Annotated in this window: 23 protein-coding genes and 1 tRNA gene; 11 read left to right on the plus strand and 13 right to left on the minus strand. The window is 65.7% G+C overall.

Annotation, left to right across the window (positions count from 1 at the left end; translation table 11 throughout):
• Positions 1 to 150 precede the first annotated feature (150 nt).
• The 7 genes from rplL to ACZ5CM_RS13975 all read right to left on the minus strand — a co-directional run bounded on the left by rplL (position 151) and on the right by ACZ5CM_RS13975 (position 3,953).
• Positions 151 to 528 (minus strand): 50S ribosomal protein L7/L12, encoded by a 378-nt coding sequence (gene rplL / locus ACZ5CM_RS13945; protein ID WP_464639467.1) that lies wholly within the window; start codon positions 526 to 528, stop codon positions 151 to 153.
• 81 nt (positions 529 to 609) lie between these two features.
• Positions 610 to 1,128 (minus strand): 50S ribosomal protein L10, encoded by a 519-nt coding sequence (rplJ, locus tag ACZ5CM_RS13950; RefSeq protein WP_464639469.1) that lies wholly within the window; start codon positions 1,126 to 1,128, stop codon positions 610 to 612.
• 389 nt (positions 1,129 to 1,517) lie between these two features.
• Positions 1,518 to 2,219: a 50S ribosomal protein L1 gene (rplA, locus tag ACZ5CM_RS13955; RefSeq protein WP_464639471.1), complete on the minus strand. Its 702-nt coding sequence runs from the start codon at positions 2,217 to 2,219 to the stop codon at positions 1,518 to 1,520.
• A 1-nt stretch (position 2,220) separates the two neighbouring features.
• Entirely contained in the window at positions 2,221 to 2,646 is a 426-nt protein-coding gene (gene rplK, locus ACZ5CM_RS13960; protein ID WP_464639472.1) for a 50S ribosomal protein L11, read from the minus strand.
• A gap of 153 nt (positions 2,647 to 2,799) precedes the next feature.
• Complete coding sequence (gene nusG, locus ACZ5CM_RS13965) at positions 2,800 to 3,333, minus strand: transcription termination/antitermination protein NusG (RefSeq protein WP_464639474.1); 534 nt, start codon at positions 3,331 to 3,333, stop codon at positions 2,800 to 2,802.
• Positions 3,334 to 3,555: 222 nt separating this feature from the next.
• Entirely contained in the window at positions 3,556 to 3,753 is a 198-nt protein-coding gene (gene secE, locus ACZ5CM_RS13970) for a preprotein translocase subunit SecE (protein ID WP_464639475.1), read from the minus strand.
• A gap of 124 nt (positions 3,754 to 3,877) precedes the next feature.
• Positions 3,878 to 3,953, minus strand: a tRNA-Trp gene (locus ACZ5CM_RS13975).
• 153 nt (positions 3,954 to 4,106) lie between these two features.
• Here ACZ5CM_RS13975 and ACZ5CM_RS13980 point away from each other — a divergent pair.
• Positions 4,107 to 4,817: a lysophospholipid acyltransferase family protein gene (locus ACZ5CM_RS13980; protein WP_464639476.1), complete on the plus strand. Its 711-nt coding sequence runs from the start codon at positions 4,107 to 4,109 to the stop codon at positions 4,815 to 4,817.
• 112 nt (positions 4,818 to 4,929) lie between these two features.
• Here the strand turns inward: ACZ5CM_RS13980 and tuf are convergent, their stop codons facing one another.
• The 3 genes from tuf to ACZ5CM_RS13995 form a co-directional block, all read right to left on the minus strand.
• The gene (tuf, locus tag ACZ5CM_RS13985) at positions 4,930 to 6,105 is read right to left on the minus strand and encodes an elongation factor Tu (protein WP_464639450.1); all 1,176 of its coding nucleotides are present in this window, start codon (positions 6,103 to 6,105) and stop codon (positions 4,930 to 4,932) included.
• A 129-nt stretch (positions 6,106 to 6,234) separates the two neighbouring features.
• Positions 6,235 to 6,831 carry a hypothetical protein gene (locus tag ACZ5CM_RS13990; RefSeq protein WP_464639478.1) on the minus strand — a complete coding sequence of 199 codons (597 nt, stop codon included), beginning with the start codon at positions 6,829 to 6,831 and terminating at the stop codon, positions 6,235 to 6,237.
• Between the two features lie 102 nt (positions 6,832 to 6,933).
• Positions 6,934 to 9,285 carry a DNA topoisomerase IV subunit A gene (locus ACZ5CM_RS13995; RefSeq protein ID WP_464639480.1) on the minus strand — a complete coding sequence of 784 codons (2,352 nt, stop codon included), beginning with the start codon at positions 9,283 to 9,285 and terminating at the stop codon, positions 6,934 to 6,936.
• Positions 9,286 to 9,449: 164 nt separating this feature from the next.
• Here ACZ5CM_RS13995 and ACZ5CM_RS14000 point away from each other — a divergent pair, with 164 nt between their 5' ends.
• From ACZ5CM_RS14000 to ACZ5CM_RS14020, 5 genes are all read left to right on the plus strand, one after another.
• Entirely contained in the window at positions 9,450 to 10,280 is an 831-nt protein-coding gene (locus ACZ5CM_RS14000; RefSeq protein WP_464639481.1) for an SDR family oxidoreductase, read from the plus strand.
• Between the two features lie 73 nt (positions 10,281 to 10,353).
• The gene (locus ACZ5CM_RS14005) at positions 10,354 to 10,557 is read left to right on the plus strand and encodes a twin transmembrane helix small protein (protein ID WP_464639482.1); all 204 of its coding nucleotides are present in this window, start codon (positions 10,354 to 10,356) and stop codon (positions 10,555 to 10,557) included.
• A 5-nt stretch (positions 10,558 to 10,562) separates the two neighbouring features.
• Positions 10,563 to 11,141 (plus strand): cob(I)yrinic acid a,c-diamide adenosyltransferase, encoded by a 579-nt coding sequence (locus ACZ5CM_RS14010; protein ID WP_464639484.1) that lies wholly within the window; start codon positions 10,563 to 10,565, stop codon positions 11,139 to 11,141.
• A 221-nt stretch (positions 11,142 to 11,362) separates the two neighbouring features.
• Positions 11,363 to 12,121, plus strand: coding sequence for an electron transfer flavoprotein subunit beta/FixA family protein (locus ACZ5CM_RS14015; RefSeq protein ID WP_464639486.1), 759 nt, complete (start codon positions 11,363 to 11,365; stop codon positions 12,119 to 12,121).
• Entirely contained in the window at positions 12,121 to 13,050 is a 930-nt protein-coding gene (locus tag ACZ5CM_RS14020) for an electron transfer flavoprotein subunit alpha/FixB family protein (RefSeq protein ID WP_464639488.1), read from the plus strand. The genes ACZ5CM_RS14015 and ACZ5CM_RS14020 overlap by 1 nt, the downstream gene beginning before the upstream one ends.
• Positions 13,051 to 13,138: 88 nt before the next feature.
• Here ACZ5CM_RS14020 and ACZ5CM_RS14025 read toward each other — a convergent pair whose 3' ends face one another.
• Positions 13,139 to 13,954 (minus strand): DUF6473 family protein, encoded by an 816-nt coding sequence (locus ACZ5CM_RS14025; RefSeq protein WP_464639490.1) that lies wholly within the window; start codon positions 13,952 to 13,954, stop codon positions 13,139 to 13,141.
• 158 nt (positions 13,955 to 14,112) lie between these two features.
• Between ACZ5CM_RS14025 and ACZ5CM_RS14030 the strand changes: the two genes are divergently transcribed.
• Complete coding sequence (locus ACZ5CM_RS14030) at positions 14,113 to 14,988, plus strand: 3-hydroxybutyryl-CoA dehydrogenase (protein ID WP_464639492.1); 876 nt, start codon at positions 14,113 to 14,115, stop codon at positions 14,986 to 14,988.
• 190 nt (positions 14,989 to 15,178) lie between these two features.
• Here the strand turns inward: ACZ5CM_RS14030 and ychF are convergent, their stop codons facing one another.
• Positions 15,179 to 16,276, minus strand: coding sequence for a redox-regulated ATPase YchF (gene ychF / locus ACZ5CM_RS14035; protein ID WP_464639493.1), 1,098 nt, complete (start codon positions 16,274 to 16,276; stop codon positions 15,179 to 15,181).
• Between the two features lie 245 nt (positions 16,277 to 16,521).
• Between ychF and ACZ5CM_RS14040 the strand changes: the two genes are divergently transcribed.
• From ACZ5CM_RS14040 to ACZ5CM_RS14055, 4 genes are all read left to right on the plus strand, one after another.
• The gene (locus ACZ5CM_RS14040; RefSeq protein WP_464639495.1) at positions 16,522 to 17,046 is read left to right on the plus strand and encodes an acyloxyacyl hydrolase; all 525 of its coding nucleotides are present in this window, start codon (positions 16,522 to 16,524) and stop codon (positions 17,044 to 17,046) included.
• A gap of 94 nt (positions 17,047 to 17,140) precedes the next feature.
• Entirely contained in the window at positions 17,141 to 17,932 is a 792-nt protein-coding gene (trpA, locus tag ACZ5CM_RS14045; RefSeq protein WP_464639497.1) for a tryptophan synthase subunit alpha, read from the plus strand.
• Between the two features lie 135 nt (positions 17,933 to 18,067).
• A complete protein-coding gene (locus tag ACZ5CM_RS14050; protein ID WP_464639499.1) occupies positions 18,068 to 19,486 on the plus strand; it encodes a hypothetical protein in 1,419 nt (472 codons plus the stop codon).
• A 101-nt stretch (positions 19,487 to 19,587) separates the two neighbouring features.
• Positions 19,588 to 20,754 (plus strand): alpha-hydroxy acid oxidase, encoded by a 1,167-nt coding sequence (locus ACZ5CM_RS14055; RefSeq protein ID WP_464639501.1) that lies wholly within the window; start codon positions 19,588 to 19,590, stop codon positions 20,752 to 20,754.
• A gap of 99 nt (positions 20,755 to 20,853) precedes the next feature.
• On the opposite strand, the gene ACZ5CM_RS14060 is transcribed toward ACZ5CM_RS14055, so the two are convergent.
• Complete coding sequence (locus tag ACZ5CM_RS14060; protein WP_464639503.1) at positions 20,854 to 24,072, minus strand: 2Fe-2S iron-sulfur cluster-binding protein; 3,219 nt, start codon at positions 24,070 to 24,072, stop codon at positions 20,854 to 20,856.
• Positions 24,073 to 24,236 lie beyond the last annotated feature (164 nt).

A 24,236-nucleotide genomic window follows, 5' to 3' on the forward strand; every position in this document is an offset into this window, starting at 1 on the left:
CCCGATCCCCGAACTCCGCCCTGGAAAGCGCCCCGCCCGGCGCGGTTCGACCGCGCGTCGAGGCCCTTTCCAAGACAGGTTCGGCCGGGCCCGGGAATCCCGGACCCAGCCCAGTTTCAAACAGCGTCGGGCAAGGCCCGCCGCGCATCCTCAGGCCACTTCGACCTCGGCGCCGGCGGCTTCCAGCTTGCCCTTGACCTCTTCGGCCTCTTCCTTGCTCACGCCTTCCTTGACCTTGCCGCCGGATTCGACCAGCTCCTTGGCCTCTTTCAGGCCCAGGCCGGTCAGGGCGCGCACTTCCTTGATCACGTTGATCTTCGAGGCGCCGGGCGACTTCAGGATGACGTCGAATTCGGTCTTTTCCTCTTCGGCCGCGCCGCCGGCATCGCCACCGGCCGCCGCCACCATCACCGCGCCGCCAGCGGCGGGCTCGATGCCGTATTCGTCCTTGAGGATGTTCTTCAGTTCCTGGGCTTCCAGGAGGGTCAGGCCAACGATTTCTTCGGCCAGTTTCTTCAGATCAGCCATTGTTCAGCTCTTTCCGTTTCCAGTTTGTGTGTTCCAACGCCGGAGAGACAACCCCCGCGCCAGTCAGTCCAATGCCGTCGCTTATGCGGCTTCCGCCTTCTCTTCGATGGTCGAAAGAATGCTTGCGATGTTGCTTGCAGGTGCGCCAATGGCCCCGGCGATGTTCGATGCGGGGGCGCCGATCATGCCGGCGATCTGAGCGATGAGCTCTTCGCGCGACGGCATCTTCGACACGGCCTCGACACCGGCCCGGTCCAGGAACGTCTCGCCCATTGCGCCGCCAAGGATCTCGAACTTCTTGTTCGCCTTGGCAAAATCCTCGGCGACCTTGGCGGCCGCCACCGGATCTTCGGAATAGGTGAGAACGGTCATGCCCGTCAGCAGTTCGGCCATGCGTTCACACGGCTTGCCTTCCAGGGCGATCTTGGCGAGCCTGTTCTTGGCAACACGCACGGACGAGCCCGCTTCGCGTGCACGCGCGCGCAGGTCCTGCATTTCGGCAACTGTCAGACCGACGTAGTGGGCAACCACCACGACGCCAGAGCTTTCGAAGATCTGGCCGAGTTCCTCGACCACTTTCTCTTTCTGGGCTCTATCCACAGTTTTACTCCAAGTTTGGGACGCGTCCTGTGCGCCCCGGCTCAAGTCTGCCGGATCAGATCCGACGTTCAGGTCCGAATTACGGGGCTGAGCCAAGATGCGCCCGAAGGCAGAGCCCTCGGCCAATCTGGTCTTTCCCGTCTCGGGCAGGAAGATTAAGACCCGGCTCGCGGGCCACCCGCCGTCTTGGACGAAACGAAACAAAGCGCACGACGAATCGCACGCTTTGCCTCGCGGCGCCTGCTTAAGCCGGATCGCGCCCGATGCCAAGAGCAAATCCGGCTCTTTTTCATCCCGCCGGCAGGCCGCGGGCCTGGGCACAAAAGCGAAACGGCGCGCCCCGAAAGGCGCGCCGCGCGGATCGCCCTCCCCCGGGGAGGACGGCCGGATCACTCTTCGCTGTTGGCGTCGGCCACATCCACGCTGACGCCCGGCCCCATGGTCGAGCTGAGCGAGATCTTCTTCATGTAGGTGCCCTTGGCGCCCGAGGGCTTGGCCCGGGCGACCGCACTGACGAAGGCGCGCACGTTCTCGGCCAGCTTTTCGGCATCGAAGGATACCTTCCCCACGCCGGCATGAATCACGCCGGCCTTCTCGACCTTGAACTGGACCTCGCCGCCCTTGGCCTTCTTCACCGCCTCGGCCACGTCCATGGTCACCGTGCCGACCTTGGGGTTCGGCATCAGGTTGCGCGGACCCAGAATCTTGCCCAGACGGCCGACGATCGGCATCATGTCGGGGGTGGCGATGCAGCGGTCGAAGTCGATCTTGCCCTGCTGGATCTGTTCCATCAGGTCCTCGGCACCGACGATGTCGGCCCCGGCCTCTTTCGCCTCGTCGGCCTTGGGTCCGCGGGCGAAGACGGCAACGCGAACATCCTTGCCGGTGCCGTTGGGCAGGGTCACGACGCCGCGCACCATCTGGTCGGCATGGCGCGGATCGACGCCGAGATTGACCGCGATCTCGACGGTTTCATCGAATTTCGCCTTCGCCGTTTCCTTGACCAGCTTGACGGCCTCGTCCACGGGCAGGTTCTTCTTGTCCGCAACCAGTTCGCGCGCAGCGCGCATGCGTTTTCCGATCTTGGCCATCCTACTTCACCTCGATGCCCATGGACCGGGCGCTGCCGACGATGATCTTCATCGCCGCTTCGATATCATTGGCGTTCAGATCCTTCATCTTCGCCTCGGCGATTTCGCGGATCTGCGCGACGGTCACGGTGCCCACCGTCTCGCGCGACGGCTTGTTGGCGCCCGACTGGATCTTGGCGGCCTTCTTCAGGAAATACGACGCCGGCGGCGTCTTGATTTCCATGGTGAAGGACTTGTCCTGATAATAGCTGATGATGGTCGGGCAGGGCGCGCCAGGTTCCAGATCTGCCGTCTTGGCGTTGAACGCCTTGCAGAACTCCATGATGTTGATCCCGCGCTGACCCAGCGCCGGACCCACCGGCGGCGACGGGTTCGCCTGACCTGCGGGCACCTGAAGCTTCAGCGTGCCTACGAGTTTCTTGGCCATCGGCCTTTCTCCTTTTCCAACGCCCTCGGGGCGCGCCCCTCGGGTTGTTTCCGGCGGAATGCTCCGCCACCGTTGTGCGGTCCGGCCCCGGCGACGCGTCGCCGGCGGCCTCCCGCGCTGATGGGCCTGACGGCCCGATCCCCGGTTACCGGCCTAGTTCAGCTTGGTAACCTGGGTGAAATCCAGCTCGACCGGGGTTTCCCGACCGAAGATCGAGACGGTGACCTTCAGCTTCTGGCTGTCTTCGTCCACTTCCTCGACCATGCCCTCGAAATCCTCGAAGGGGCCATCGTTGACCTTCACCTTTTCGCCCACGTCGAAGTGGATCAGCGTGCGCGGCTGCTCTTCGCCTTCCTGCACGCGGTTCAGGATCTGGTTCACCTCGGCATCCCGCATCGGCATCGGGCGCCCCTGCGGCCCCAGGAACCCGGTCACCCGGTTGATCGAGTTGATGAGGTGGTAGCCCTCGTCCGACATTTCCATGTGCACGAGAACATAGCCCGGCATGAAGCGCCGCTCGGTGGTGACCTTCTTGCCGCGGCGCACCTCGATCACCTCTTCGGTGGGCACCAGAACCTCGTCGATCTGGTCCTCAAGTCCCTTCTCGGCAACAAGGGTCCTGATCTGCTCGGCGATCTTTTTCTCGAAATTCGAGAGAACGCTGACCGAATACCACCGCTTCGCCATGACCCTTGTCGTCCTTCGTCCTGTCCGGCACCCTTGGACAGGGCCGCCGCAAACGTGATTTCCCCGGTGGAGCGACCACCGCCTTGAGGAACAAAAAGCGGCGCGCAACTCGAATCGCCGCACGCCCGTTCCACAACAAGGCCGTCACCTAACCGGCAAATGCCGCAGGATCAAGAGGGCGATCGGGAAAGACGGAAAACGAACCGCCCCGCACCGCCGGCGTCAGCCGAAATAGGCCAGCAGCCCCTGCAGCCCGGTCCTGATGATGAGATCGACCAGAGAGAAGAAGACGGCGGTCAGGGCGGCCATGATGAACACCATGACCGTGGTCAGGAACACCTCGCGCCGGGTCGGCCAGACGACCTTGGAGATCTCGGCGCGGACCTGCTGGATGAACTGGATGGGGTTGGTGGAGGCCATGGATCTGCCCGCTCTTGTATCGGTATGCCGGGGCACATAACGGGACCGCGCGGCGATTTCAAGGCGAATGCCCTCGCCCGTGCAGAGCGGAGGCGGATAACCGGATGTGGTGGCGTCCGGAAAATGGCAGGGGCAGCAGGATTCGAACCCGCGACCTACGGTTTTGGAGACCGTCGCTCTACCAACTGAGCTATACCCCTAACTGTCGGCCCGTCCTATGCCAGAGCAACCCGGACTGGGCAAGAGGGAAAAATGTCTCCTGCCCGCCTTCCCTGCGTCCGGCTTGCAAGACGGGCGGGTTTGTCTATGAGTGGCGCGGGCCAGAAGCAAGACATCCCGAGGAAAGCCCAGCCGTGAGCCTGAGAAAGCGGATCGCCGACAGCGCCTGGTTCAACCGCTCGGTCGAGGCGGCGGTGGCCGGCTGGATCCGCATTGCCCATGACCGGTCGAAATGGCGCCGGATCGGGTTCGAGCCGATGGACGCCGCGCTGCGCGCGGGCGAGCCGGTGATCGTCGCCCTGTGGCATCAGCGGCTGATGATGTCGCCCTACCTGTTCGATACCCGGCTGGGGCCGATCTGCACCCTGACCTCGGGGGCGCGCGCCGGACGGCTTGCCGGGCAGGTGCAGGCCCGCTTCGGCTTCGGCACCATCGCCATGCACAGCCACCGCCGCCATGTCGCCCTGTCGCGCGAGGTACTGGGCAAGATCCGCAGCGGTCATTCGATCGGCATCGCCACCGACGGCCCCCGTGGACCGGCCCGCGTGGCCTCGACCGTGCCCCTGGTCTGGGCGCGCGCCTCGGGCTGCCGGATCTTCGTGGTCAGCTTCTCCGCCAACCGGGTGCTGGAGCTGCCCACATGGGACCGCATGTGGCTGCCGGTGCCGTTTTCGCGCGGCGTGCTGATGTGCCGGGAATGGAAGGAAACGGTGCCGCGCAAGCCTTCGGACGAGGAAACCGAGACCCTGCGCCAGAAGCTTCAGGAGGCGCTGAACGCGGTGACCGATGCCGCCGACCGCGCCGCGGGGCGCCTGCCGGAAAAGAGTGACCGGCAGGAAAGGTGACGGGCGGCCCGGCCCGTCGCGGCGGCTGCCCCCCCCCCCCCGGGAAAACGCAAAATGCCCGGCCAATCGACCGGGCATTGCGATGTCATCTGAAACGTCGGCGTCTGCGCGATCACTCGATGATCTTGGAGACGACGCCGGCGCCGACGGTGCGGCCGCCCTCGCGGATGGCGAAGCGCAGGCCGTCCTCCATGGCGATCGGTGCGATCAGCTCGACCGAGAACGACACGTTGTCCCCCGGCATCACCATCTCCGTCCCCTCGGGCAGCGTCACCGTCCCGGTCACATCCGTCGTGCGGAAGTAGAACTGCGGACGGTAGTTGGCAAAGAACGGCGTGTGACGACCACCCTCTTCCTTGGTCAGGATGTAGGCCTCGGCCTCGAACTTGGTGTGCGGCGTCACCGAGCCCGGCTTGCACAGCACCTGACCGCGCTCCACCTCGTCGCGGCCGATGCCCCGCAGCAGAGCGCCGATGTTGTCGCCCGCCTCGCCACGATCCAGAAGCTTGCGGAACATCTCGACCCCGGTGCAGGTGGTCTTCTGCGTCGGGCGGATGCCCACGATCTCCACCTCGTCGCCCACATTGATCACCCCGCGCTCGACCCGGCCGGTCACGACCGTGCCGCGGCCCGAGATCGAGAACACGTCCTCGATCGGCATCAGGAACGGCTGATCGACCGCGCGCTCGGGCGTCGGGATGTACTCGTCCACCGCCTTCATCAGCTCGCGGATCGAGTTCTCGCCGATCTCGGGGTTGTTGCCCTCAAGCGCGGCCAGCGCCGAGCCCTTGATGATCGGAATGTCGTCGCCGGGGAACTCGTAGGAACTCAGCAGCTCGCGGATCTCCATCTCCACCAGCTCCAGCAGCTCTTCGTCGTCAACCTGATCGACCTTGTTCATGTAGACCACCAGCGCCGGAACACCCACCTGGCGGGCCAGCAGGATGTGCTCGCGCGTCTGCGGCATCGGGCCGTCGGCGGCGGACACCACCAGGATCGCGCCGTCCATCTGCGCCGCACCCGTGATCATGTTCTTCACGTAGTCGGCGTGGCCGGGGCAGTCCACGTGGGCGTAGTGGCGGTTCTCGGTCTCGTATTCCACATGCGCCGTCGAGATCGTGATCCCGCGGGCCTTCTCCTCGGGCGCGCCGTCGATCTCGTCATAGGCCTTGAAGTCGCCGTAATACTTCGTGATCGCAGCCGTCAGCGTCGTCTTGCCGTGGTCAACGTGGCCGATCGTGCCGATGTTCACATGCGGTTTCGTCCGCTCAAACTTTTCCTTTGCCATCCTGAGGCGCCCTTTTGCTGAATTTCGGGGTCACGCGACCCGGTTTGCGTCTGCGCGCGCGACATATTGGGTTCGGCACGGAAAATCAAGCGTCCAGACGCCCCGGAGACAGCCGGCGGGCGGTGGCGCTCACTTGGTGGCGGCCTGCGGTTTCTTCTCGGGCGGATTGAACACCGGATCGTCGGTAAACCAGCCGTATTCGGCGCGTTGCTCGGCCAGCCACTGCTCCAGCATCTTCGCCGCATTGAAGGCCAGGCCGTTGAGCTGCTCTTCGCGGGTCCGGCTGTTGCCCGACCCGACCAGGAACGAGGAGGCCTCGGTGTCCTCGAACACGATCATCTGGTGCGGCTTGTCGTTCAGCTTGCGCCCCTCGGCATCGTCCCAGACCGTGACGAACAGGATCAGCGCCGATTTCGGCGTGTAGACCAGCGGCACCCCCCGCGGCGCCAGCATGTAGCCTTCGACGCTGATGCCAAGGTGATAAAGAGCCCCGCCGTCGTAGCGTCCCAGCCGCGCGTCGATCGCCGATGTCAGCGCGTCGATCCATTCTTCCTTGGTGGCCTCGCGCGAAATCGGGCCCTTCTGCATCTTGGGCGCCACCACGACGTTGTAGCCCAGTTCGAAATCTCCGAGGTCGAGCATCGGCTCGTCCACGACCATCGGTTCGGTCCGGGCGCAACCGACCAGAACCGTCAGACCGATCAACAGGGCAAGAATCCGGGTCATGGCATCTCCAGTCCAACAGGATGCGGCCGCTGATAGCGCACCGGCCGCATCATCGCAATTCGCGCGCCCGCGCATCGGCACGGGGGCGCCGGCGCGCGCCGCTCAGCGGAAACGCCAGTCACGCGGGAACCCGTAGGGCGGCTTCCTGCCGACGCCGGCCCGCCTGCCCAGCCATTCGCTCAGGTCGGGTTCGTGCCGGGTCTTGCCGCCGCCCATCTCCCAGCTCAACCCTTCGGACCAGTTGAAGGTGGTCAGATCGGACAGCCCGCCATCCAGTTCAAGCGTGCCCTGCCGCCCCCGCGCCATGTTGTATTTCTGAAGCCGCACCCCCTTGCCACGGGTCATTTCAGGCAACTCCGACACCGGAAAGACGAGAAACTTGCCGTTCTGGCTGACCACCGCCACGTGATCGCCCTCGACCCGGCGGCAGACGCGGGCACGGTCGTCGCCCTTGACATTGAGAACCTGCTTGCCCGCCCGGGTCTGCGCCACCACATCGTCCTCGGGCACGATGAACCCGTTGCCGGCGCTGGATGCCACCAGCAATTTCGCGCCCGGCCGGTGCACGAACAGATCCACGATTTCGACCTCGTTGGGCAGATCGACCATCAGGCGCAGCGGTTCCCCCAGCCCGCGCCCGCCGGGCAGGTTGGCCGCGGCAACCGTATAGAACCGCCCGTTCGAGCCGAACACCAGCAACTTGTCCGTGGTCTCGGCATGAAAGATGAACCGCGGCCCGTCGCCGTCGCGGAACTTCAGCTCGCGGTTGAGATCGATATGGCCGGTCATGGCCCGGATCCAGCCCATTTTCGAACAGACCACGGTGATCGGCTCGCGCTCGATCATCGCCTCGATGGGCACCTCCTCGTCGGCGCCGGCCTCGGCGAAGCGGGTCCGCCGGGCGCCGCCGGGCCAGTCCTTGCCGAACTTCTTCTTCGTCTCCTTCAGCTGGTCCGAGATCTTCGCCCATTGCAGGGACTCGTCCTCGAGCAGATCTTCGAGTGCCACGCGCTCTTCCATCAGCGCGTCCCTCTCGCGCACGAGCTCCAGCTCCTCCAACCGCCGCAGAGAGCGCAGCCGCATGTTCAGGATGGCATCGACCTGAACCTCGCTGAGCTGCCCGTCCGCGTCGGGCGCCGGCGACAGGTAGTCCTTTTCGGACAGGGCGCGGGGGTGGTCGCGGCCCCAGTCCTCGCGCATCAGCGCGGCCTTGGGGTCGTCGTCATAGCGGATGATGTCGATGACCCGGTCGAGGTTCAGGAAGGCGATGATGAAGCCTTCCAGCACTTCCAGCCGGTGGTCGATCTTGCCCAGCCGGTGCCGCGACCGGCGCAGCAGCACCTCGCGCCGATGGTCGAGAAAGGCGCGCAGCACCTCCTTCATCGAACAGACCTTCGGCGTCACCCCGTCGATCAGCACGTTCATGTTCAGGCTGAACCGCACCTCCAGATCCGAGTTGCGGAAGAGCAGCCCCATCAGCACCTCCGGGTCCACGTTGCGCGAGCGGGGTTCGAGGATCAGGCGGATGTCGTCGGCGCTTTCGTCCCGGACATCGGCAAGGATGGGAACCTTGCGGGTCTGGATCAGCTCGGCCAGCTTCTCGATCAGCTTCGATTTCTGGACCTGATAGGGGATTTCCGTGACCACGATCTGCCACTGGCCGCGGCCCAGATCCTCTTTCTTCCAGCTGGCGCGCAGCCGGAAGGACCCCCGCCCGGTGCGATAGGCCCGGGCGATGTTTTCGGGCGGCTCGACGATGACGCCGCCGGTGGGAAAGTCGGGGCCGGGAACGTATTTCAGAAGCGTGTCGTCGCGCGCATCCGGCGTGCGGATCAGATGCAGGCAGGCATCGACCAGCTCGGCGATGTTGTGGGGCGGGATGTTGGTGGCCATGCCCACCGCGATGCCGCTGGCGCCGTTGGCCAGAAGGTTGGGAAAGCTGGCAGGCAGCACCACCGGTTCGCGCAGCGTGCCATCGTAGTTGTCGCGGAAATCGACCGCGTCCTCGTCGAGCCCCTCCAAGAGCGCCTCGGCGACCACGGTCATGCGGGCCTCGGTATAGCGCGAGGCCGCCGGGTTGTCGCCGTCGATATTGCCGAAATTGCCCTGCCCGTCCACCAGCGGATAGCGGACGTTGAAATCCTGCGCCAGCCGCGCCATCGCGTCGTAGATGGCCGCGTCGCCATGGGGGTGATAGTTGCCCATCACGTCGCCGCTGATCTTGGCCGACTTGCGGAACCCGCCCGAGGACGACAGCCGCAGTTCACGCATGGCGAACAATATGCGCCGGTGAACGGGTTTCAGCCCGTCCCGGGCATCGGGCAGCGCCCGGTGCATGATGGTGGACAGGGCGTAGGTGAGGTAGCGTTCGCCGATCGCGCGGCGCAACGGCTCGGATATTTCCTGCCCTCTGTCCGGCAACTTCATGTTGGGGTCATCCACGGTGTCGGTCATAGATGCTGTGATACGCGCCTCGACGCGCAGGGTAAAGCCGCACCACGAGGTTATCCACGGCAAATCGGCCCTGCCCGTGGCGCGAGGCCGGCGGAAGAAATTTCCCTTTTGCCCGTGCACCGTCATGATCTAACGTCCGGCGAAGGGCAGGAAACGGCGCGATCATGAACGGCAGGACAATTCTCATCACCGGATGTTCCAGCGGCATCGGACTGGACGCGGCGCGGGGCCTGAAGGGGCGCGGCTGGCGCGTCTTCGCCTCGTGCCGCAAGGCGGAGGACTGCGCACGGCTGCGCGCCGAAGGCTTCGACAGCCCGCGCATCGACTATACCGAGCCCGCCAGCATCGAAACCGGGCTGGCCGAGGTTCTTGAGGCCACCGGCGGGCGGCTGGACGCGCTGTTCAACAACGGCGCCCACGGCCTGCCCGGCGCGGTCGAGGATCTGCCCACCGAGGCCCTGCGCCAGATTTTCGAGACCAACTTCTTCGGCTGGCACGAGCTGACCCGACAGGTGATCCCGGTCATGCGGGCACAGGGCGCGGGACGGATCGTGCAGAACTCGTCGATTCTGGGCTTCATCGCCTTTCCCTGGCGGGGCGCCTATGTGGCGACCAAATTCGCGCTGGAGGGTCTGACCGACACGCTGCGGCTGGAACTGCGCGGCAGCGGCATCCACGTCATCCTGATCGAGCCGGGCCCGATCACCTCGCGCATCCGGGAAAACTCGATCCCCTGGTTCGAACGCTACATCGACTGGGAAAACTCGGCCCTGCGCGAGAAATACGAGAAAAGCCTGCTCAAACGCCTCTATGAAAGCCGCGGACCGGACCGCTTCGAACTGCCGGCTTCGGCGGTCACGGAAAGGCTGATCCATGCACTCGAATCGCCGCGCCCGCGCGCGCATTACCGGGTGACGACACCGACCCGGCTGGCGGCCTTGCTGCGCCGGATCCTGCCCGTGCGCGCGATCGACCGGATACTTTCCCGCCTGTGAGGCAAAAAGCCGGTCGCAATTTCCCCCACGACGGTCTAGACCGGAGACAGTGACGGAACGCGCGGAAAACGGCATGAACGATCCCCTCTATACCCTCATCCTCGTGGCCATGCTGGCGGTGGTCGTGGTGCTGGCCATCGGCATCGGCGGCTTCGCCAAGGGCGGCAGGTTCAACGCGAAATACGCCAACCTGATGATGCGCCTGCGCATCCTGTTCCAGGCCATCGCGGTGGTGCTGATCGTGCTCTACGTCTATCTGCGCACACGAAGCGGGTGACGGGCATGGTGGTCCTGAACAGGATATACACGCGCACGGGCGATGCCGGCGACACCGCGCTTGGCGATGGGCGGCGCGTGCCCAAGAACGCAGCCCGCGTGAACGCCTATGGCACCGTGGATGAACTCAATGCGTTCGTCGGCGTCGCCCGGCTCGAGGTCGGGGATGACGACGACATGGACGATGCGCTTTCGCGCATCCAGAACGACCTGTTCGACCTCGGCGCCGATCTCTGCCGGCCCGACATGAGCAAGGATGCCGAAGCCGACTACCCGCCCCTGCGCATGGTTCCGGCCCAGGTCGAGCGGCTCGAGATCGAGATCGACGCCATGAATGCCGGGCTGGAGCCGCTGCGCAGCTTCATCCTTCCCGGCGGTGCGCCGCTGGCTGCGCAACTGCATGTCTGCCGCACCGTCGCCCGCCGGGCCGAGCGGCTTGCCGTGGCGCTGGCTGCGGAAGAAGAGGTGAACCCGGCCGCAATCCGCTATCTCAACCGGCTGAGCGACTGGTTCTTCGTCGCTGCGCGCGTGGCCAACAATGGCGGGCGCGACGACATCCTCTGGGTTCCGGGCGCGAACCGCTGAGCGCGACGCCCCCTGTCCACCCGGCGCCACGGCATCTCAGGACGTCGATCAGAAACATTCTCGCAATATTGTTGCGCGATTGCAGCAGAACGCGACGTCGTTGAGCGCTAACGTGACGATTTTGCCCTGTTGCGACGCCGCATCTGCCGGTATCTGTGCCGCGAGACCAATCCGGGAGTCGCCTGGGCGGCTTGCCGAACCTGCAAGGAGAGAGCGCGAAGATGAAGGTTCTTGTGCCCGTCAAGCGCGTGATCGACTATAACGTGAAAGTCCGCGTCAAGGCGGATGGCAGCGGTGTCGATCTCGCCAACGTCAAGATGTCGATGAACCCGTTCGACGAGATTGCCGTGGAAGAGGCGATCCGCCTGAAGGAGAAAGGCCAGGCCGACGAGATCGTCGTCGTCTCCATCGGCGTCAAGCAGGCGCAGGAGACCCTGCGCACCGCGCTGGCCATGGGTGCCGACCGGGCGATTCTGGTGGTGGCCGCCGATGACGTCCACACCGACATCGAACCGCTTGCGGTGGCCAAGATTCTCGCCAAGGTCGTCGAAGAGGAACAGCCCGGCCTCGTCCTCGCCGGCAAGCAGGCGATCGACAACGACATGAACGCCACCGGCCAGATGCTGGCCGCGCTGCTGGGCTGGGCCCAGGCCACCTTCGCCAGCGAGCTGAACATCGAGGGCGATCACGCCCTGGTCACCCGCGAGGTGGATGGCGGGCTGCAGACCATCCGGGTGAAGATGCCCGCGATCGTCACCGTCGATCTGCGCCTGAACGAGCCGCGCTATGCCTCGCTGCCCAACATCATGAAGGCCAAGAAGAAGCCGCTGGAGGAAAAGACCGCCGCCGATTACGGGGTGGACGTGTCGCCGCGGCTGGAAGTCCTCAAGACCGAGGAACCGCCGGCGCGGGCGGCAGGCGTCATCGTGGGTTCGGTGGACGAACTGGTCGGGAAACTCAAGGAAGCGGGGGTGGTGTGATGGCTGTTCTTCTTCTGGCCGAAGTCAACAACGGCGAACTGGCGCTGGACGCCACCGCCAAGGCCGTGACAGCGGCGCGCCAGCTTGGCGACGTCACCGTTCTGGCCGCGGGCGCCCATGCCGCCGCAGCGGGCGAAGCGGCCGCGAAGATCGACGGCGTGAAAAAGGTCCTGGTGGCCGAGGATCCCTCGCTGGGCCACCGGCTGGCCGAAGCCACCGCGGCGCTGATCGTCAGCCTTGCGGACGACTACGACCACATCGTCGCCCCGGCCACTACCGATGCCAAGAATGTCATGCCGCGCGTGGCTGCCCTGCTGGACGTGATGGTGATTTCGGATGTCTCCGGCATCGTTGATGGCGACACCTTCGAACGCCCGATCTACGCCGGCAACGCGGTACAGACGGTGCGCTCGAAAGATCCGAAAAAGGTCGTCACCATCCGCACCTCGACCTTCGATGCCGCCGGCGAGCAGGCCCCGGCTCCGGTGGAAACCGTTTCGGCCGTGGCCGATCCAGGCCTGTCGGAATGGGTCGAGGACAAGGTGGCCGAAAGCGACCGCCCCGAGCTGACCTCGGCCAAGGTGGTGGTCTCGGGCGGCCGCGGCGTGGGCTCGGAAGAGAATTTCGCCCTGATCGAGAAACTGGCCGACAAGCTGGGCGCGGCAGTGGGCGCCTCGCGCGCGGCGGTCGATTCGGGCTATGCGCCGAACGACTGGCAGGTGGGCCAGACCGGCAAGGTCGTCGCCCCCGAGCTTTACGTCGCCGTGGGGATCTCGGGCGCGATCCAGCACCTTGCGGGGATGAAGGATTCAAAGATCATCGTCGCCATCAACAAGGACGAAGAGGCGCCGATCTTCCAGGTTGCCGATTACGGCCTTGTCGCCGACCTGTTCCAGGCAGTGCCGGAGCTGATCGAAAAGCTGGACTGAGGCGGAAACCGGACTCCGGCCCCGCCGCGGCCCCTTCGAGCCATGCAGGAACGCGAAAGGCCCGCCCCGAAGGCGGGCCTTTTCCGATTCAGAGATGCTGCGCCAGCACCGGGGCAAGACAGGCGGCGATATCCCGGTGGGTCGCAGGCCCCACCAGATGCGCCGCTGCCGGAGCCGATGCGGCGCGAGCCGACATGTCGCCCAGCTCGCCGGCCATGCCCGCCCCCGTCACCTCGACCGTGACCAGGTCGGCCGCATCCCGGCGCAGGACATTGACGGCCTCGTCGGCGACAAAAAGCGGATCGGGGCCAAGCACCGAATCCACGCCCTCCCGGTAGCGCAGCCAGAGCAGGCAGACCGGGCGACCGATGGCGCGGATCTTCAGACGCATCCGCGCCAGCCAAGCCTGTTCCAGTTCGCTCCGAACCAGGGCAAAGCGATCCTCGGAGACCGCCCGCAACGCGCCCAGCATGTGACGCGTGAAGTGGAACTCGGTGAAATCCACCTCCGGGTAGATCGCGGTCAGGATCTGCGAGGCTGCCAGAAACCGGTCATTGCGCCGGGGATGAACCCGGTAGAACCGGTTTGACAGGTTCTGGGCACCGGGCAGCTGGATCACCACCATCTCGGCACCCTGAGCGATGCGCATCGTCTCGGGGTCGTGAATGAAGGCATCCAGCCCCGCATTGACGCAGCCCAGATTGACGCACACCCGCCCCAACGCCTCTTCCACGAGGGCGGGGAACGGCGCCTCGACGAACCGCCCGAAAGTCTCCGCACCACCGAGAAAGGCCAGGTATGGGCCATCCAGCTCCCGCCGCGGTCCGCGCACCAGCAACCGCGATATCCCGTAACGGCATGTCGGTCCCCCGAGCGCCGCCGCACCCGTTGATTCGTAGCTCATCTCTCCCACCGATCTTGTTCACCCGGGGCGATTCTGGGCTTGCAATTCTTTCCATTCCGCTAATCTTCGCATTTGCAGAAAAATGTCGCGGGCCATCCCTCTTTCCCCCGCCCGGACGGCCCGGTAAGGTTCGGGCGAACAATCGAGAGGCTGGGTTCATGGAGATCGGGAAAATCGGGGTGATCGGCGCCGGGCAGATGGGCAACGGCATCGCCCATGTGATGGCGCTGGCAGGATATGACGTGATCATGTCCGACGTGAGCCAGGAGGCGCTCGACCGCGCCATGGCCACCATCCGCAACAACATGTCCCGTCAGGCGTCGCGTGGAAAGATCTCGCAGGCCGAGATGGAGGCCGCCCTGGCGCGAATCACTCCGACGCTGAGCCTGCCCGACATCGGCGCCGCCGACCTGGTGATCGAGGCCGCCACCGAACGCGAAAGCATCAAGCAGGCGATCTTCGAGGATCTCCAGCCGCATCTGCAGCCGCATACGATCCTGACCTCGAACACCTCGTCGATCTCGATCACCCGCCTGGCCAGCCGCACCGACCGGCCCGAACGGTTCATGGGCTTTCACTTCATGAACCCGGTGCCGGTGATGCAGCTGGTCGAGCTGATCCGCGGCATCGCCACGGACGAGGCCACCTACAAGACCTGCCTCGGCGTGGTCGAGCGGCTGGGCAAGACCGCCGCCAGTGCCGAGGACTTCCCCGGCTTCATCGTCAACCGCATCCTGATGCCGATGATCAACGAAGCCGTCTATACGCTCTACGAAGGGGTCGGCAATGTGCGCTCCATCGACCAGTCGATGCGGCTGGGCGCGAACCACCCGATGGGGCCGCTGGAGCTGGCCGACTTCATCGGGCTGGACACCTGCCTTGCCATCATGAACGTGCTCCATGACGGGCTGGCCGACACCAAGTACCGCCCCTGCCCGCTGCTGACCAAATATGTCGAGGCCGGCTGGCTGGGCCGCAAGACGCAACGCGGGTTCTACGACTACCGGGGCGAAACACCGGTTCCCACACGGTAAGACATCTTCACTGTCGCCGGCCGCGTCCGCCTGCACATGCCGAAACACATGCCCCGCGGCCGGGCCGGACCCGCGCCGGTGGTGGCGAACCGCCCCCCTTCCTCTTGCCGAAAAATACTCCGGGGGTGAACGGGCCGCAGGCCCGGAGGGGGCAGCGCCCCCTCGCCATGACCGGCCCCCCTCGCCGCGATCAGGTATTGAACAGGAAATGCATCACGTCGCCGTCCTGCACCACATAGGACTTGCCCTCGGCGCGCATCCGGCCGGCCTCCTTCGCACCCTGTTCGCCACCGCAGGCGACGAAATCCTCGTATGAGATCGTCTCGGCGCGGATGAAGCCCTTTTCGAAATCGCCATGGATCACGCCTGCCGCCTGCGGCGCCAGCGTGCCCTTCCGGATCGTCCAGGCGCGGGCCTCCTTCGGCCCCACGGTAAAGAAGGTCTCCAACTGCAAAAGCTCGTAGCCCGCGCGGATCAGACGATCCAGCCCGGCTTCCTCCAGCCCCATTTCTTCCAGGAACATCTGCGCCTCGTCCGGGTCGAGCTGGCTGATCTCCTCCTCGATCCGGGCCGAGATGATCACATGGGCATTGCCCTGCTCCGCCGCCATCCGCGCTACCTGTTCGGACCATTCATTGCCGCTGGCTGCGTCCTCCTCGCCGACATTGCAGACATAAAGCACCGGCTTGGTGGTCAACAGCTGAAGGTTGCGCCAGGCGCGGGCGTCCTCGGCCTCGACGTCGACGGTCCGGGCGGGCCTGCCCGCCTCCAGCGCCGCCTGCGCCGCTTTCAGAAGCCGCTCCTGCTGCACCGCTTCCTTGTCGCCGCCGCGTATCTTGCGCGACAGGTTGGCAAGCCGCTTCTCGATGCTTTCAAGATCTGCCAGCATCAGCTCGGTCTCGATGGTCTCGGCATCGGCCACCGGATCGACACGGCCTTCCACGTGGGTCACGTCGCCATCCTCGAAGCAGCGCAGCACATGGGCAATGGCATCCACCTCGCGGATGTTGTGCAGGAACTGGTTGCCCAGCCCTTCACCCTTCGACGCCCCCTTAACCAGCCCGGCAATGTCCACGAAGGTCATCCGCGTCGGGATGACCTGCTTCGAACCGGCAATCTCGGCCAGCCGGTCCAGCCGCGCATCGGGCACGGCCACCTCGCCCACATTGGGTTCGATGGTGCAGAAAGGAAAATTCGCTGCCTGCGCCGCCGCCGTTCGCGTCAATGCATTGAACAAGGTGGACTTCCCCACATTCGGAAGCCCGACGATCCCCATCCTGAAACCCATCTGCCAGCCCTTTCCCGGATTGTGACGGCGCATCTATGTAAGGCGGCGGGGCGGGGTCAACCCCTGCCCGGCATGAGGGCCTGCGAAATCGCGCGCCCCGCAAACCCGCCCCCGATCCGGGCGCCGAGACGCACCACCGGCGGGAATCGAAAATCCACGCCGGAACCGGAGCACGAAAGCAGGCCTTGCAACCGGCGCCCCGCTGCTCCATCTGCATGGGATGAAAACCCGGGCAGGAGCCGAAGATGAAGATCAAGCAGATCAGGATGACCGGAAGATCCCTTGCCGCGGCTGCGCTGCTGTCGGCCGCAACCATGGCCTCACCCGCACCGACCGCGGCTCAGGAACTCGTTCTCGGCGCGGGGGCGGCAGATTTCTCGTTCAGCGGCGCGAAGGATGGCGCCTTCTTCGCCATCGAGTACCGGGCCGCGCCGTTCCGCTCGGGCCAGCGATCCGACCTCGGCCTGGCCGCCTCGATCAACGTGGACCAGCGGGGGGATGCCTTTGTCGGCTTCGGTCTTTCCTTCCTGTACAACCTGAATCAGCCCTGGTTCATCGAAGCCAGCGTAATGCCCGGCTTCTTTTCCCCGAATCTTTCGGTCAACGACCTGGGCAACTCGTTCGAGATTCGCAGTCTTCTGAGCATCGGCTATCGGCTGGATGAAAACAACGCCGTCTCCCTTGCCCTGACCCATGCGTCCAACGCGGGAACCGGACGGATCAATCCCGGCGTCAACGCCCTGCTTCTGCGCTGGCACCGGCGCCTCTAGAACCTCCGCGGGGGCGGGCGCCATGCCGGGGGCCGGGATTGATTTCCCCGTGAACATTGGGCACATCGGTTCCGACAACATCGAAAGATCCGCCATGACCCGAATTGACGCCAAGTTCGCCGAGCTGAAAGCCTCCGGCCGCAAAGCCTTTGTCGCCTATGTGATGGCGGGCGATCCCGACTACGACACCTCTCTGGAGATCGTGAAAGGCCTGCCCGGCGCGGGCGTGGACATCATCGAACTGGGCATCCCCTTCACCGACCCGATGGCGGACGGCCCGACCATCCAGCTTGCCGGTCAGCGCGCCCTGGAGGGGGGGCAGACGCTTCAGAAGACGCTCGACATGGCGGCCGCGTTCCGCAAGACGGATGACACCACCCCGATCGTGATGATGGGCTACTACAACCCGATCTACAACCGCGGCGTGGACAGGTTCCTGGCCGACGCGAGGGCCGCCGGGGTCGACGGGCTGATCGTCGTGGACCTGCCGCCCGAAGAAGATGACGAATTGTGCATCCCGGCACAGAAGGCGGGGCTGAACTTCATCCGCCTCGCCACCCCCACCACCGATGATGCACGCCTGCCGAAGGTGCTGCAGAACACCTCCGGTTTCGTCTATTACGTCTCGATCACCGGCATCACCGGCGCGGCCGAGGCCCAGGCGGCCGAGGTCGCCCCCGAGGTCGCGCGGATCAAGGCGGCGACGGATCTTCCGGTGATCGTCGGCTTCGGCATCAACACTCCCGACAAGTCGCAGGCCATCGCCAGCATTGCCGACGGTGCCGTGGTCGGATCGGCGATCGTCGCCAGGATCGGCGACGGCAGGCCGGTATCCGAAGTGCTGGATTTCGTCCGCAGCCTTGCAGATGGCGCGCATTCCGCCTGAAGCGACACGCCCATCGCCTTTCCCGGATTTGACCGGTATCAAGTCGCCCCCATCCACGGGTCGCTATCATCGCCGGAAAGCGACTGCGCAGCACTACAGGGCGGGCGGCGATCAACCGAAACGGGGAGAGTGGAAATGCGCATTCTGATGGCGGCGCTTGCCGAAACCTTCCGGGACCGCCTGCAGATCGTGGTGGCCGTCAGCCTTGCCCTCAACTACCTCGCGCTGGACTACATCTTTCTGACCCAAAGCACCACGCCACGGATCATGGCGACCCAGAACACCGCCCTTTTCAACGGCGCCCTCATCGCGCTGAGCGTGGCGACGGCGGTACTGTTCGGCCTGTCGGGGGCGGCAATGGCGCAGGTTTTCCGAACCCGGGGGCGGGCCGGGGCCGAGGCCATGCCCGGCACCGCTGCCGGAAGCCTGACCGCGGCGGTGGCCAGCGGCTGCCCGGTCTGCGGTGCCTGGCTGCTTCCGCTTCTGGGCATTGCCGGCTCGCTGGCGGCGTTCCCGCTGCAGGGGCTCGAGATCCGGCTTCTGGCGATCGCGCTGCTCGGCTTTTCCCTGACCCGCTCGGCGCAGGTGATCGCGGGAGCATGCCCGCCGGAACGAAGGATGCGCCGCCGGATCACCGGCCTTGCCGTGATCGCCGGGGCCATCGCCACGCTGTATCTGCTGCCCCTCGTCCCGGACCGCTACAAGCTGACCTTCCAGCGCGACGGCATCACCGCCCCCACGGCCGAGGATCTCGCACTGGAACGCCGGTTCGCGGCGCTGCCCGAACAGGTATTGCCGGCCGAGGGGTTCACCATCGGCGTCAGCTTCGGAAATATCGGCTACCGGCTGGTGGATGCAGGGGTGATCGACTTCGACAAGTTCGCCGCCGTCTACGAAAGGGCCGGCCGCCCCCTGAGCGCGGAACAGCGGCGCATCTTCGAGCCCGAAGGGCTGGACGCCCCGATCACGATCACCCGCGACAACGCCTATTTCCTGCTCAACCTGTTCTGGGCCTTCGGTCTGGCCAATGACAACCCGATTCTCACCGACGGCCAGCTGAAAGGCTACGGCGCCGGGCGGATCGGCGATTTCGCCTCGACCGGCGGCTGGACCATCGCCCGGAGGCCGCTCGACGAGATCTTCGCCGCCAGCCGCCTGGTCACCTTGAGCGATGAACAACAGGCCCGCCTTCTGCGCGTGGCCGAGACGACCTTCCGCCCCTGCTGCGGCAACTCCACCGCCTTTCCCGACTGCAACCACGGCATGGCACTGCTGGGCGTTCTGGAAATCCTCGCCGCCACCGGCGCGAGCGAAGACGAACTCTACGAAGCCGCCAGGAATTTCAACGCCTTCTGGTTTCCCGATCAGGCCATCGACGTGGCCGCCTTCTTCCTGATCACCCGGGATCGCGACTTTTCCGAAATCGATCCCCGAACCTTTGTCAGCGAACAGTATTTCTCGGGCCGGGGCTGGAGCCTCGTCAAGGGCTGGCTCGATTCGAACCTGGGCCCCATTACACGGTCGGGCGCAACGGGGGGCGGTTGCGGTGTCTGACTGCCGCCGGAAAAGACGCCGAAATGCCCCGCAAGACACTCATTGCCCAAATTGCCCATGATTGGTAATGGCGCCTTACCAATTCAGCGGGAATCGCCATCATGACCGTCATCACCTGCATCGAAGACCTCAAGCGCCTCTACGAACGCCGCGTGCCGCGCATGTTCTACGACTATGCCGAGAGCGGCAGCTGGACCGAACAGACCTTTCACGACAACGTGTCTGACTTCCGCGACATCCGCCTGCGCCAGCGCGTGGCGGTGGACATGACCGGCCGCAGCACTGCCACGCAGATGATCGGGCAGGACGTGGCCATGCCGGTTGCACTGGCACCGGTGGGGTTGACGGGCATGCAACACGCCGATGGCGAGATCAAGGCCGCTCTGGCGGCACGCGATTTCGGCGTGCCCTTCACGCTCTCCACCATGTCGATCAACTCGATCGAGGAAGTCGCCGAGGCCACCGGCGCGCCCTTCTGGTTCCAGCTCTACACCATGAAGGATACCGACTACACCTCGCGCCTGATCCGGCGGGCACGCGATGCGGGCTGCTCGGCGCTGGTGATCACGCTGGATCTTCAGATCCTCGGCCAGCGCCACAAGGACCTGAAGAACGGCCTCTCGGCCCCGCCGAAACTGACCCCGAAAACCATCGCCAACCTGATGAGCAAATGGCGCTGGGGGATCGAAATGCTGGGCGCCAAACGGCGCAATTTCGGCAACATCGTGGGCCATGTCCAGGGCATCTCGGATACCTCGTCGCTCGGCGCCTGGACGGCCGAGCAGTTCGACCCCGCGCTCGACTGGGGCAAGGTCGAAAAACTCATGAAACAGTGGGGCGGCAAGGTGATCCTCAAGGGCATCCTCGACCCGGAGGACGCAAGAATGGCGGTAAAACTCGGCGCTGACGCCATCATCGTCTCCAACCACGGCGGCCGGCAGCTTGACGGCGCGCTCAGCTCCATCCGCATGCTGCCGAAGATCATGGACGCGGTGGGCGGCGATATCGAGGTCCACCTCGACGGCGGCATCCGCACCGGCCAGGACGTCCTCAAGGCGGTCGCGCTGGGCGCGACGGGAACCTATATCGGCCGCGCCTTCATCTACGGGCTGGGCGCGATGGGGCAAAAAGGCGTGACCCGGGCACTCGAGATCATCCACCGCGAACTGGACCTCACCATGGCCTTCTGCGGCGAAAGGAAAGTCACCGACCTTGGCCGCCACAACCTGCTGATTCCCGAAGATTTCGAGGGCCGCTGGCAAAGCTGACCCCACCCCCTTCCTCTTGCCCCAAATACTCTCGGGGGTGAATTGGCCCGCACGGGCCAAGAGGGGGCAGACAGCCCCCTCCACCCACGCGACCGAAGCTCAAAGATCGATCTCCACCACACCACCGGCCTGCGCCGCCCGCGACCGGCAAAGAATGATCCTGTCCTGCCGCTGCCTGCTCGACAGCACGAAATCGCGGTGCTCCACCTCGCCCGAAACCAGCCCGCAGCTGCACACCCCGCACAGCCCGTCGGAGCATTTCACGTCAACGCGAATACCGTTCTCGTTCAGCACCTCGGCAGCCGTCCGGTCTGCCGGAACGACAATCTCCCGCCCCGACCGGACCAGCCGCAGAACGAACTCGTGATTTTCGTATTCCGGCTCCTCGGGCAGGCTGAAATACTCCAGGTGCCGCGCCTCTTCGGGAAAACCCTGCCGCGCGGCCGCCTCGATCACCGCCGACATGAACCGATCCGGCCCGCAGACATAGACATGCCAGCCCGGTCGCCACCCCGCCAGCAGCGCATCGAAATCGGCCCGCGTGCCCTCGTCCGAGACATGCAGCACCACCCGCTCCGCCCAGGGCGCCGCCGCCAGATCGTCCAGATAGCCGGCTTCGCTGCGCGAATGGACCGAGTAGTGCAGCTCGAAGCCACGCCCCAACGCATGCAGACGATGGGCGAAGGCCAGCATCGGCGTCACCCCGATGCCGCCGCCCATCAGGAAGGTCTTTTCCGCCGTCTCGTCCAGCTCGAAATGGTTGATCGGGTGCGAGATGAAGACCCTGCGCCCCTCGCGGAAAATCCGGTGCATAAGCTTCGAGCCACCCCGTCCCTCATCTTCGCGCAGCACGCCGATCTGGTACTTCGACCGGTCTGCTGGATCACCCGACAGCGAATATTGCCGCAGGAACTCGGGCGCCACCAGCACGTCCACATGCGCCCCCGCCGTCCATGCCGGCAGGTCCGACCCGTCAAGCGCGCGGAATTCGTATTTCGTGATCGCCGGGGTCATCCGCTCGACCTTCGATACCACCACCCGGATCACCGGAGAGGCCCCCTCGGCGGCGGTGTAGCGATGCACCGCCGATCTGTCGCCGCGGGCCAGTCGTGCGCGGTATTCCCCGGCCCCGATCAGCGCCCGGTAGGCCTCGATGCCGGCCTCGCGGTCCATCGGGAACGGGTACGGCCAGGGATGCGGCGCCAGCGGCGCGGGATAGACCGCCAGCGTCTGATCCTCGTATCTCAGATCCAGATCCTTTTGCAGGTCGCGCCGGTTCACCGGGTGCGGCGAGGGACGATAGGCGCCGTCCTCGGCCAGCTCGATATCCCACCACCATTTCTTCACATCGTTCAGCCCGCCATTGCCCACCGCATCGTCCAGCCGCGCAAGCGCCGGGGCGGTGGCGGGGATGTGCATGGCGGCCCAGCGAAACGGTGCCTCGGCAAGGATCCCCTCAAGATTCCACGGGCAGGTCTTCATGCAGCGCCCGCACATGGCACCGCCCTCGGTGGTGATCCGGTATGTGGCACAGCGCTGGCTGTCGGACTTCCAGATCTCGTAGCCATTGAACATCAGCTTCGGCCCGGCGGTGATCGCGCCCGAAGGGCATTCACGCGCACATTTGTTGCAGGATTCGCAAAACCGCTGCAGGCCGAAATCGACGGGTCGGTCATGCGTCACGGGCATGTCGGTGGTCACAACCCCCGATTTCAGCCGCGGCCCGAGATAGGGGTTGAGGATCACCTCGCCGATGCGGCTGACCTCGCCCAGCCCCGACAGCAGCAGCAGCGGCGGCTGCAGCACGTCGCCGTCCATCACCGTATGCGCCTTGGCCTTGTAGCCGAGATTGCGGATCTGCCGGGCAATGATCCCGCCCAGCAGGGAAAACCGCAGATAGGCGCGCATGGACTGGGCCACGCTGATCCAGTCATCGCCCGACGCACCCTCCATCGTCTCGTAGCCCTGATCGACGATCATGCTGATCGCCTGGTCATGGGGCGGGTCGATGGGCTCGCCCAGCGCGTCGTGGGAATACCACGCCCAGTCGGGGCAGCGCGACAACCCCACCGCGTCGAGGCCCAGGAAATAGCTGGCCGCCTTCAGGTTGGCGGCATTGCGTTGCGCATCCGCAGGCCGCGCCCCGGTGGGGTCGGGATCCCCGTCCTGAAGCAGCACGAAGGCCCCCAGCGCCCGGCGCTGGGCCAGCGAGGGGGCAGACTTGCGCACGTAATGCCCGCCCGTGGCCCCTTTCTGCACCTTCGGGCCGAGATCCCCGAACTGGGCACGGGCGAAGAGGTCGGCGCGCTTGGGCACGCGGGCGACATTTTCCTCGTCGATATAGGTGGTGGGGCGGTCCACGCGCCTGAGCCGCTCGAAGGGGTGGGCCCCGTCCACATAGCGCCGCCGGGCGTAAGGGTCACGGTTGAGCGCCGATTTCGCGTGCCCGATACCCAGCTTCCAGCCAAGCCCCTTCAACGCGCGCCGCGGCTGGCGCGACAGCGGCAGCAGCGGCCGGTCATGGGCGATCTCCATGGTCGTCGTCACCGCCGCCAGCCCGAAGCGCGGCCCCAGCCACGGCGCCTGCAGCACGCCCCCCTCAACGCAGACCAGCCCCGTCGCCACCGCCAGCCGGCCAAGATCCACGTCCGAGGTGGTGGGCGTATGCGCCCGGGCCTCGAACCCAAGCGCGCGGATGTAGTTGGCGATCACCACCGCCGTCTCGGTGGCACGGATGCAGGCGCGGTGGTCCTGCGCATCAAGGATCCAGTCGCTGCCCGGCTCTTCCGGGTCCGGGTCGCGCCAGTGTTCGTAGAGAAAGACGATGGCATGGGCATGTGCGTCCATCGGCCGGGGCGGGGCCTCCATGCTCTCCTTGAGGTCGGCCATGATCAGGTCGATGCCGCTGGCCAGCGTCTTCGTCTGGCGGGTGCGCAGGGCCTCGGCCAGGCGGTCGATGTCGGGGTTGCGGCGGGGGGCGGCCAGCCGCGCGGCATCGGGCAGCGGTCCACAGCCCACCATCGAGGCGTCGTTGAAATAGCCGAAGGCCTTGAGATGGTTGGCGCGCGCGACCGGATCGGCGGGGATCTCGGCCCGCGCAGGATTCACGAACCCGTCGCGGATGGCGTCCATCATCGCCTGGAACTCGCCCATCGCGTTGACGATGCTTTCGGGGCGCTCGGGGCGGTGAAAATCCGGCACCGGCTGCGGGGGCACGGCCGACAGGTCGGGCACAGCGTCGGCCCGGGCAAGCCGCTCCAGAGGGTAGGGACCAAGGTGAACCGGCCGGCTTCTGTCGGAAAAGAATCGAATGCTCATCGCATGCCTTTCGATGCCACCGCGGCGCCGGCCCGATGCCGGTTCCGCCCGTTCAGGTCACTGAAATTCTTGAAGCATTTTCGGCATCTGTTCCAGCCCCTGACGGCAAAATGCGTCTGCCGCCGCTGTTGGCGGGGGCGGGCACGGCCGGGCCGGGCCGCGTG

Source organism: Piezobacter thermophilus, assembly GCF_055386745.1.

What these genes read in the sequence shown, in the direction of transcription:
- ACZ5CM_RS14005 (WP_464639482.1), top strand. Translation starts at nt 10,354, where the DNA reads ATGAACGATCCCCTCTATACCCTCATCCTCGTGGCCATGCTGGCGGTG.
- rplL (WP_464639467.1), bottom strand. Translation starts at nt 528, where the DNA reads ATGGCTGATCTGAAGAAACTGGCCGAAGAAATCGTTGGCCTGACCCTC.
- rplK (WP_464639472.1), bottom strand. Translation starts at nt 2,646, where the DNA reads ATGGCCAAGAAACTCGTAGGCACGCTGAAGCTTCAGGTGCCCGCAGGT.
- secE (WP_464639475.1), bottom strand. Translation starts at nt 3,753, where the DNA reads ATGGCCTCCACCAACCCCATCCAGTTCATCCAGCAGGTCCGCGCCGAG.
- trpA (WP_464639497.1), top strand. Translation starts at nt 17,141, where the DNA reads ATGACCCGAATTGACGCCAAGTTCGCCGAGCTGAAAGCCTCCGGCCGC.
- ACZ5CM_RS14055 (WP_464639501.1), top strand. Translation starts at nt 19,588, where the DNA reads ATGACCGTCATCACCTGCATCGAAGACCTCAAGCGCCTCTACGAACGC.
- ACZ5CM_RS14015 (WP_464639486.1), top strand. Translation starts at nt 11,363, where the DNA reads ATGAAGGTTCTTGTGCCCGTCAAGCGCGTGATCGACTATAACGTGAAA.
- ACZ5CM_RS13995 (WP_464639480.1), bottom strand. Translation starts at nt 9,285, where the DNA reads ATGACCGACACCGTGGATGACCCCAACATGAAGTTGCCGGACAGAGGG.
- ACZ5CM_RS14040 (WP_464639495.1), top strand. Translation starts at nt 16,522, where the DNA reads ATGAAGATCAAGCAGATCAGGATGACCGGAAGATCCCTTGCCGCGGCT.
- ACZ5CM_RS13990 (WP_464639478.1), bottom strand. Translation starts at nt 6,831, where the DNA reads ATGACCCGGATTCTTGCCCTGTTGATCGGTCTGACGGTTCTGGTCGGT.
- ACZ5CM_RS14060 (WP_464639503.1), bottom strand. Translation starts at nt 24,072, where the DNA reads ATGAGCATTCGATTCTTTTCCGACAGAAGCCGGCCGGTTCACCTTGGT.
- rplA (WP_464639471.1), bottom strand. Translation starts at nt 2,219, where the DNA reads ATGGCCAAGATCGGAAAACGCATGCGCGCTGCGCGCGAACTGGTTGCG.
- ACZ5CM_RS14030 (WP_464639492.1), top strand. Translation starts at nt 14,113, where the DNA reads ATGGAGATCGGGAAAATCGGGGTGATCGGCGCCGGGCAGATGGGCAAC.
- ACZ5CM_RS14010 (WP_464639484.1), top strand. Translation starts at nt 10,563, where the DNA reads ATGGTGGTCCTGAACAGGATATACACGCGCACGGGCGATGCCGGCGAC.
- ychF (WP_464639493.1), bottom strand. Translation starts at nt 16,276, where the DNA reads ATGGGTTTCAGGATGGGGATCGTCGGGCTTCCGAATGTGGGGAAGTCC.
- ACZ5CM_RS14025 (WP_464639490.1), bottom strand. Translation starts at nt 13,954, where the DNA reads ATGAGCTACGAATCAACGGGTGCGGCGGCGCTCGGGGGACCGACATGC.
- nusG (WP_464639474.1), bottom strand. Translation starts at nt 3,333, where the DNA reads ATGGCGAAGCGGTGGTATTCGGTCAGCGTTCTCTCGAATTTCGAGAAA.
- tuf (WP_464639450.1), bottom strand. Translation starts at nt 6,105, where the DNA reads ATGGCAAAGGAAAAGTTTGAGCGGACGAAACCGCATGTGAACATCGGC.
- ACZ5CM_RS14050 (WP_464639499.1), top strand. Translation starts at nt 18,068, where the DNA reads ATGCGCATTCTGATGGCGGCGCTTGCCGAAACCTTCCGGGACCGCCTG.
- ACZ5CM_RS14020 (WP_464639488.1), top strand. Translation starts at nt 12,121, where the DNA reads ATGGCTGTTCTTCTTCTGGCCGAAGTCAACAACGGCGAACTGGCGCTG.
- ACZ5CM_RS14000 (WP_464639481.1), top strand. Translation starts at nt 9,450, where the DNA reads ATGAACGGCAGGACAATTCTCATCACCGGATGTTCCAGCGGCATCGGA.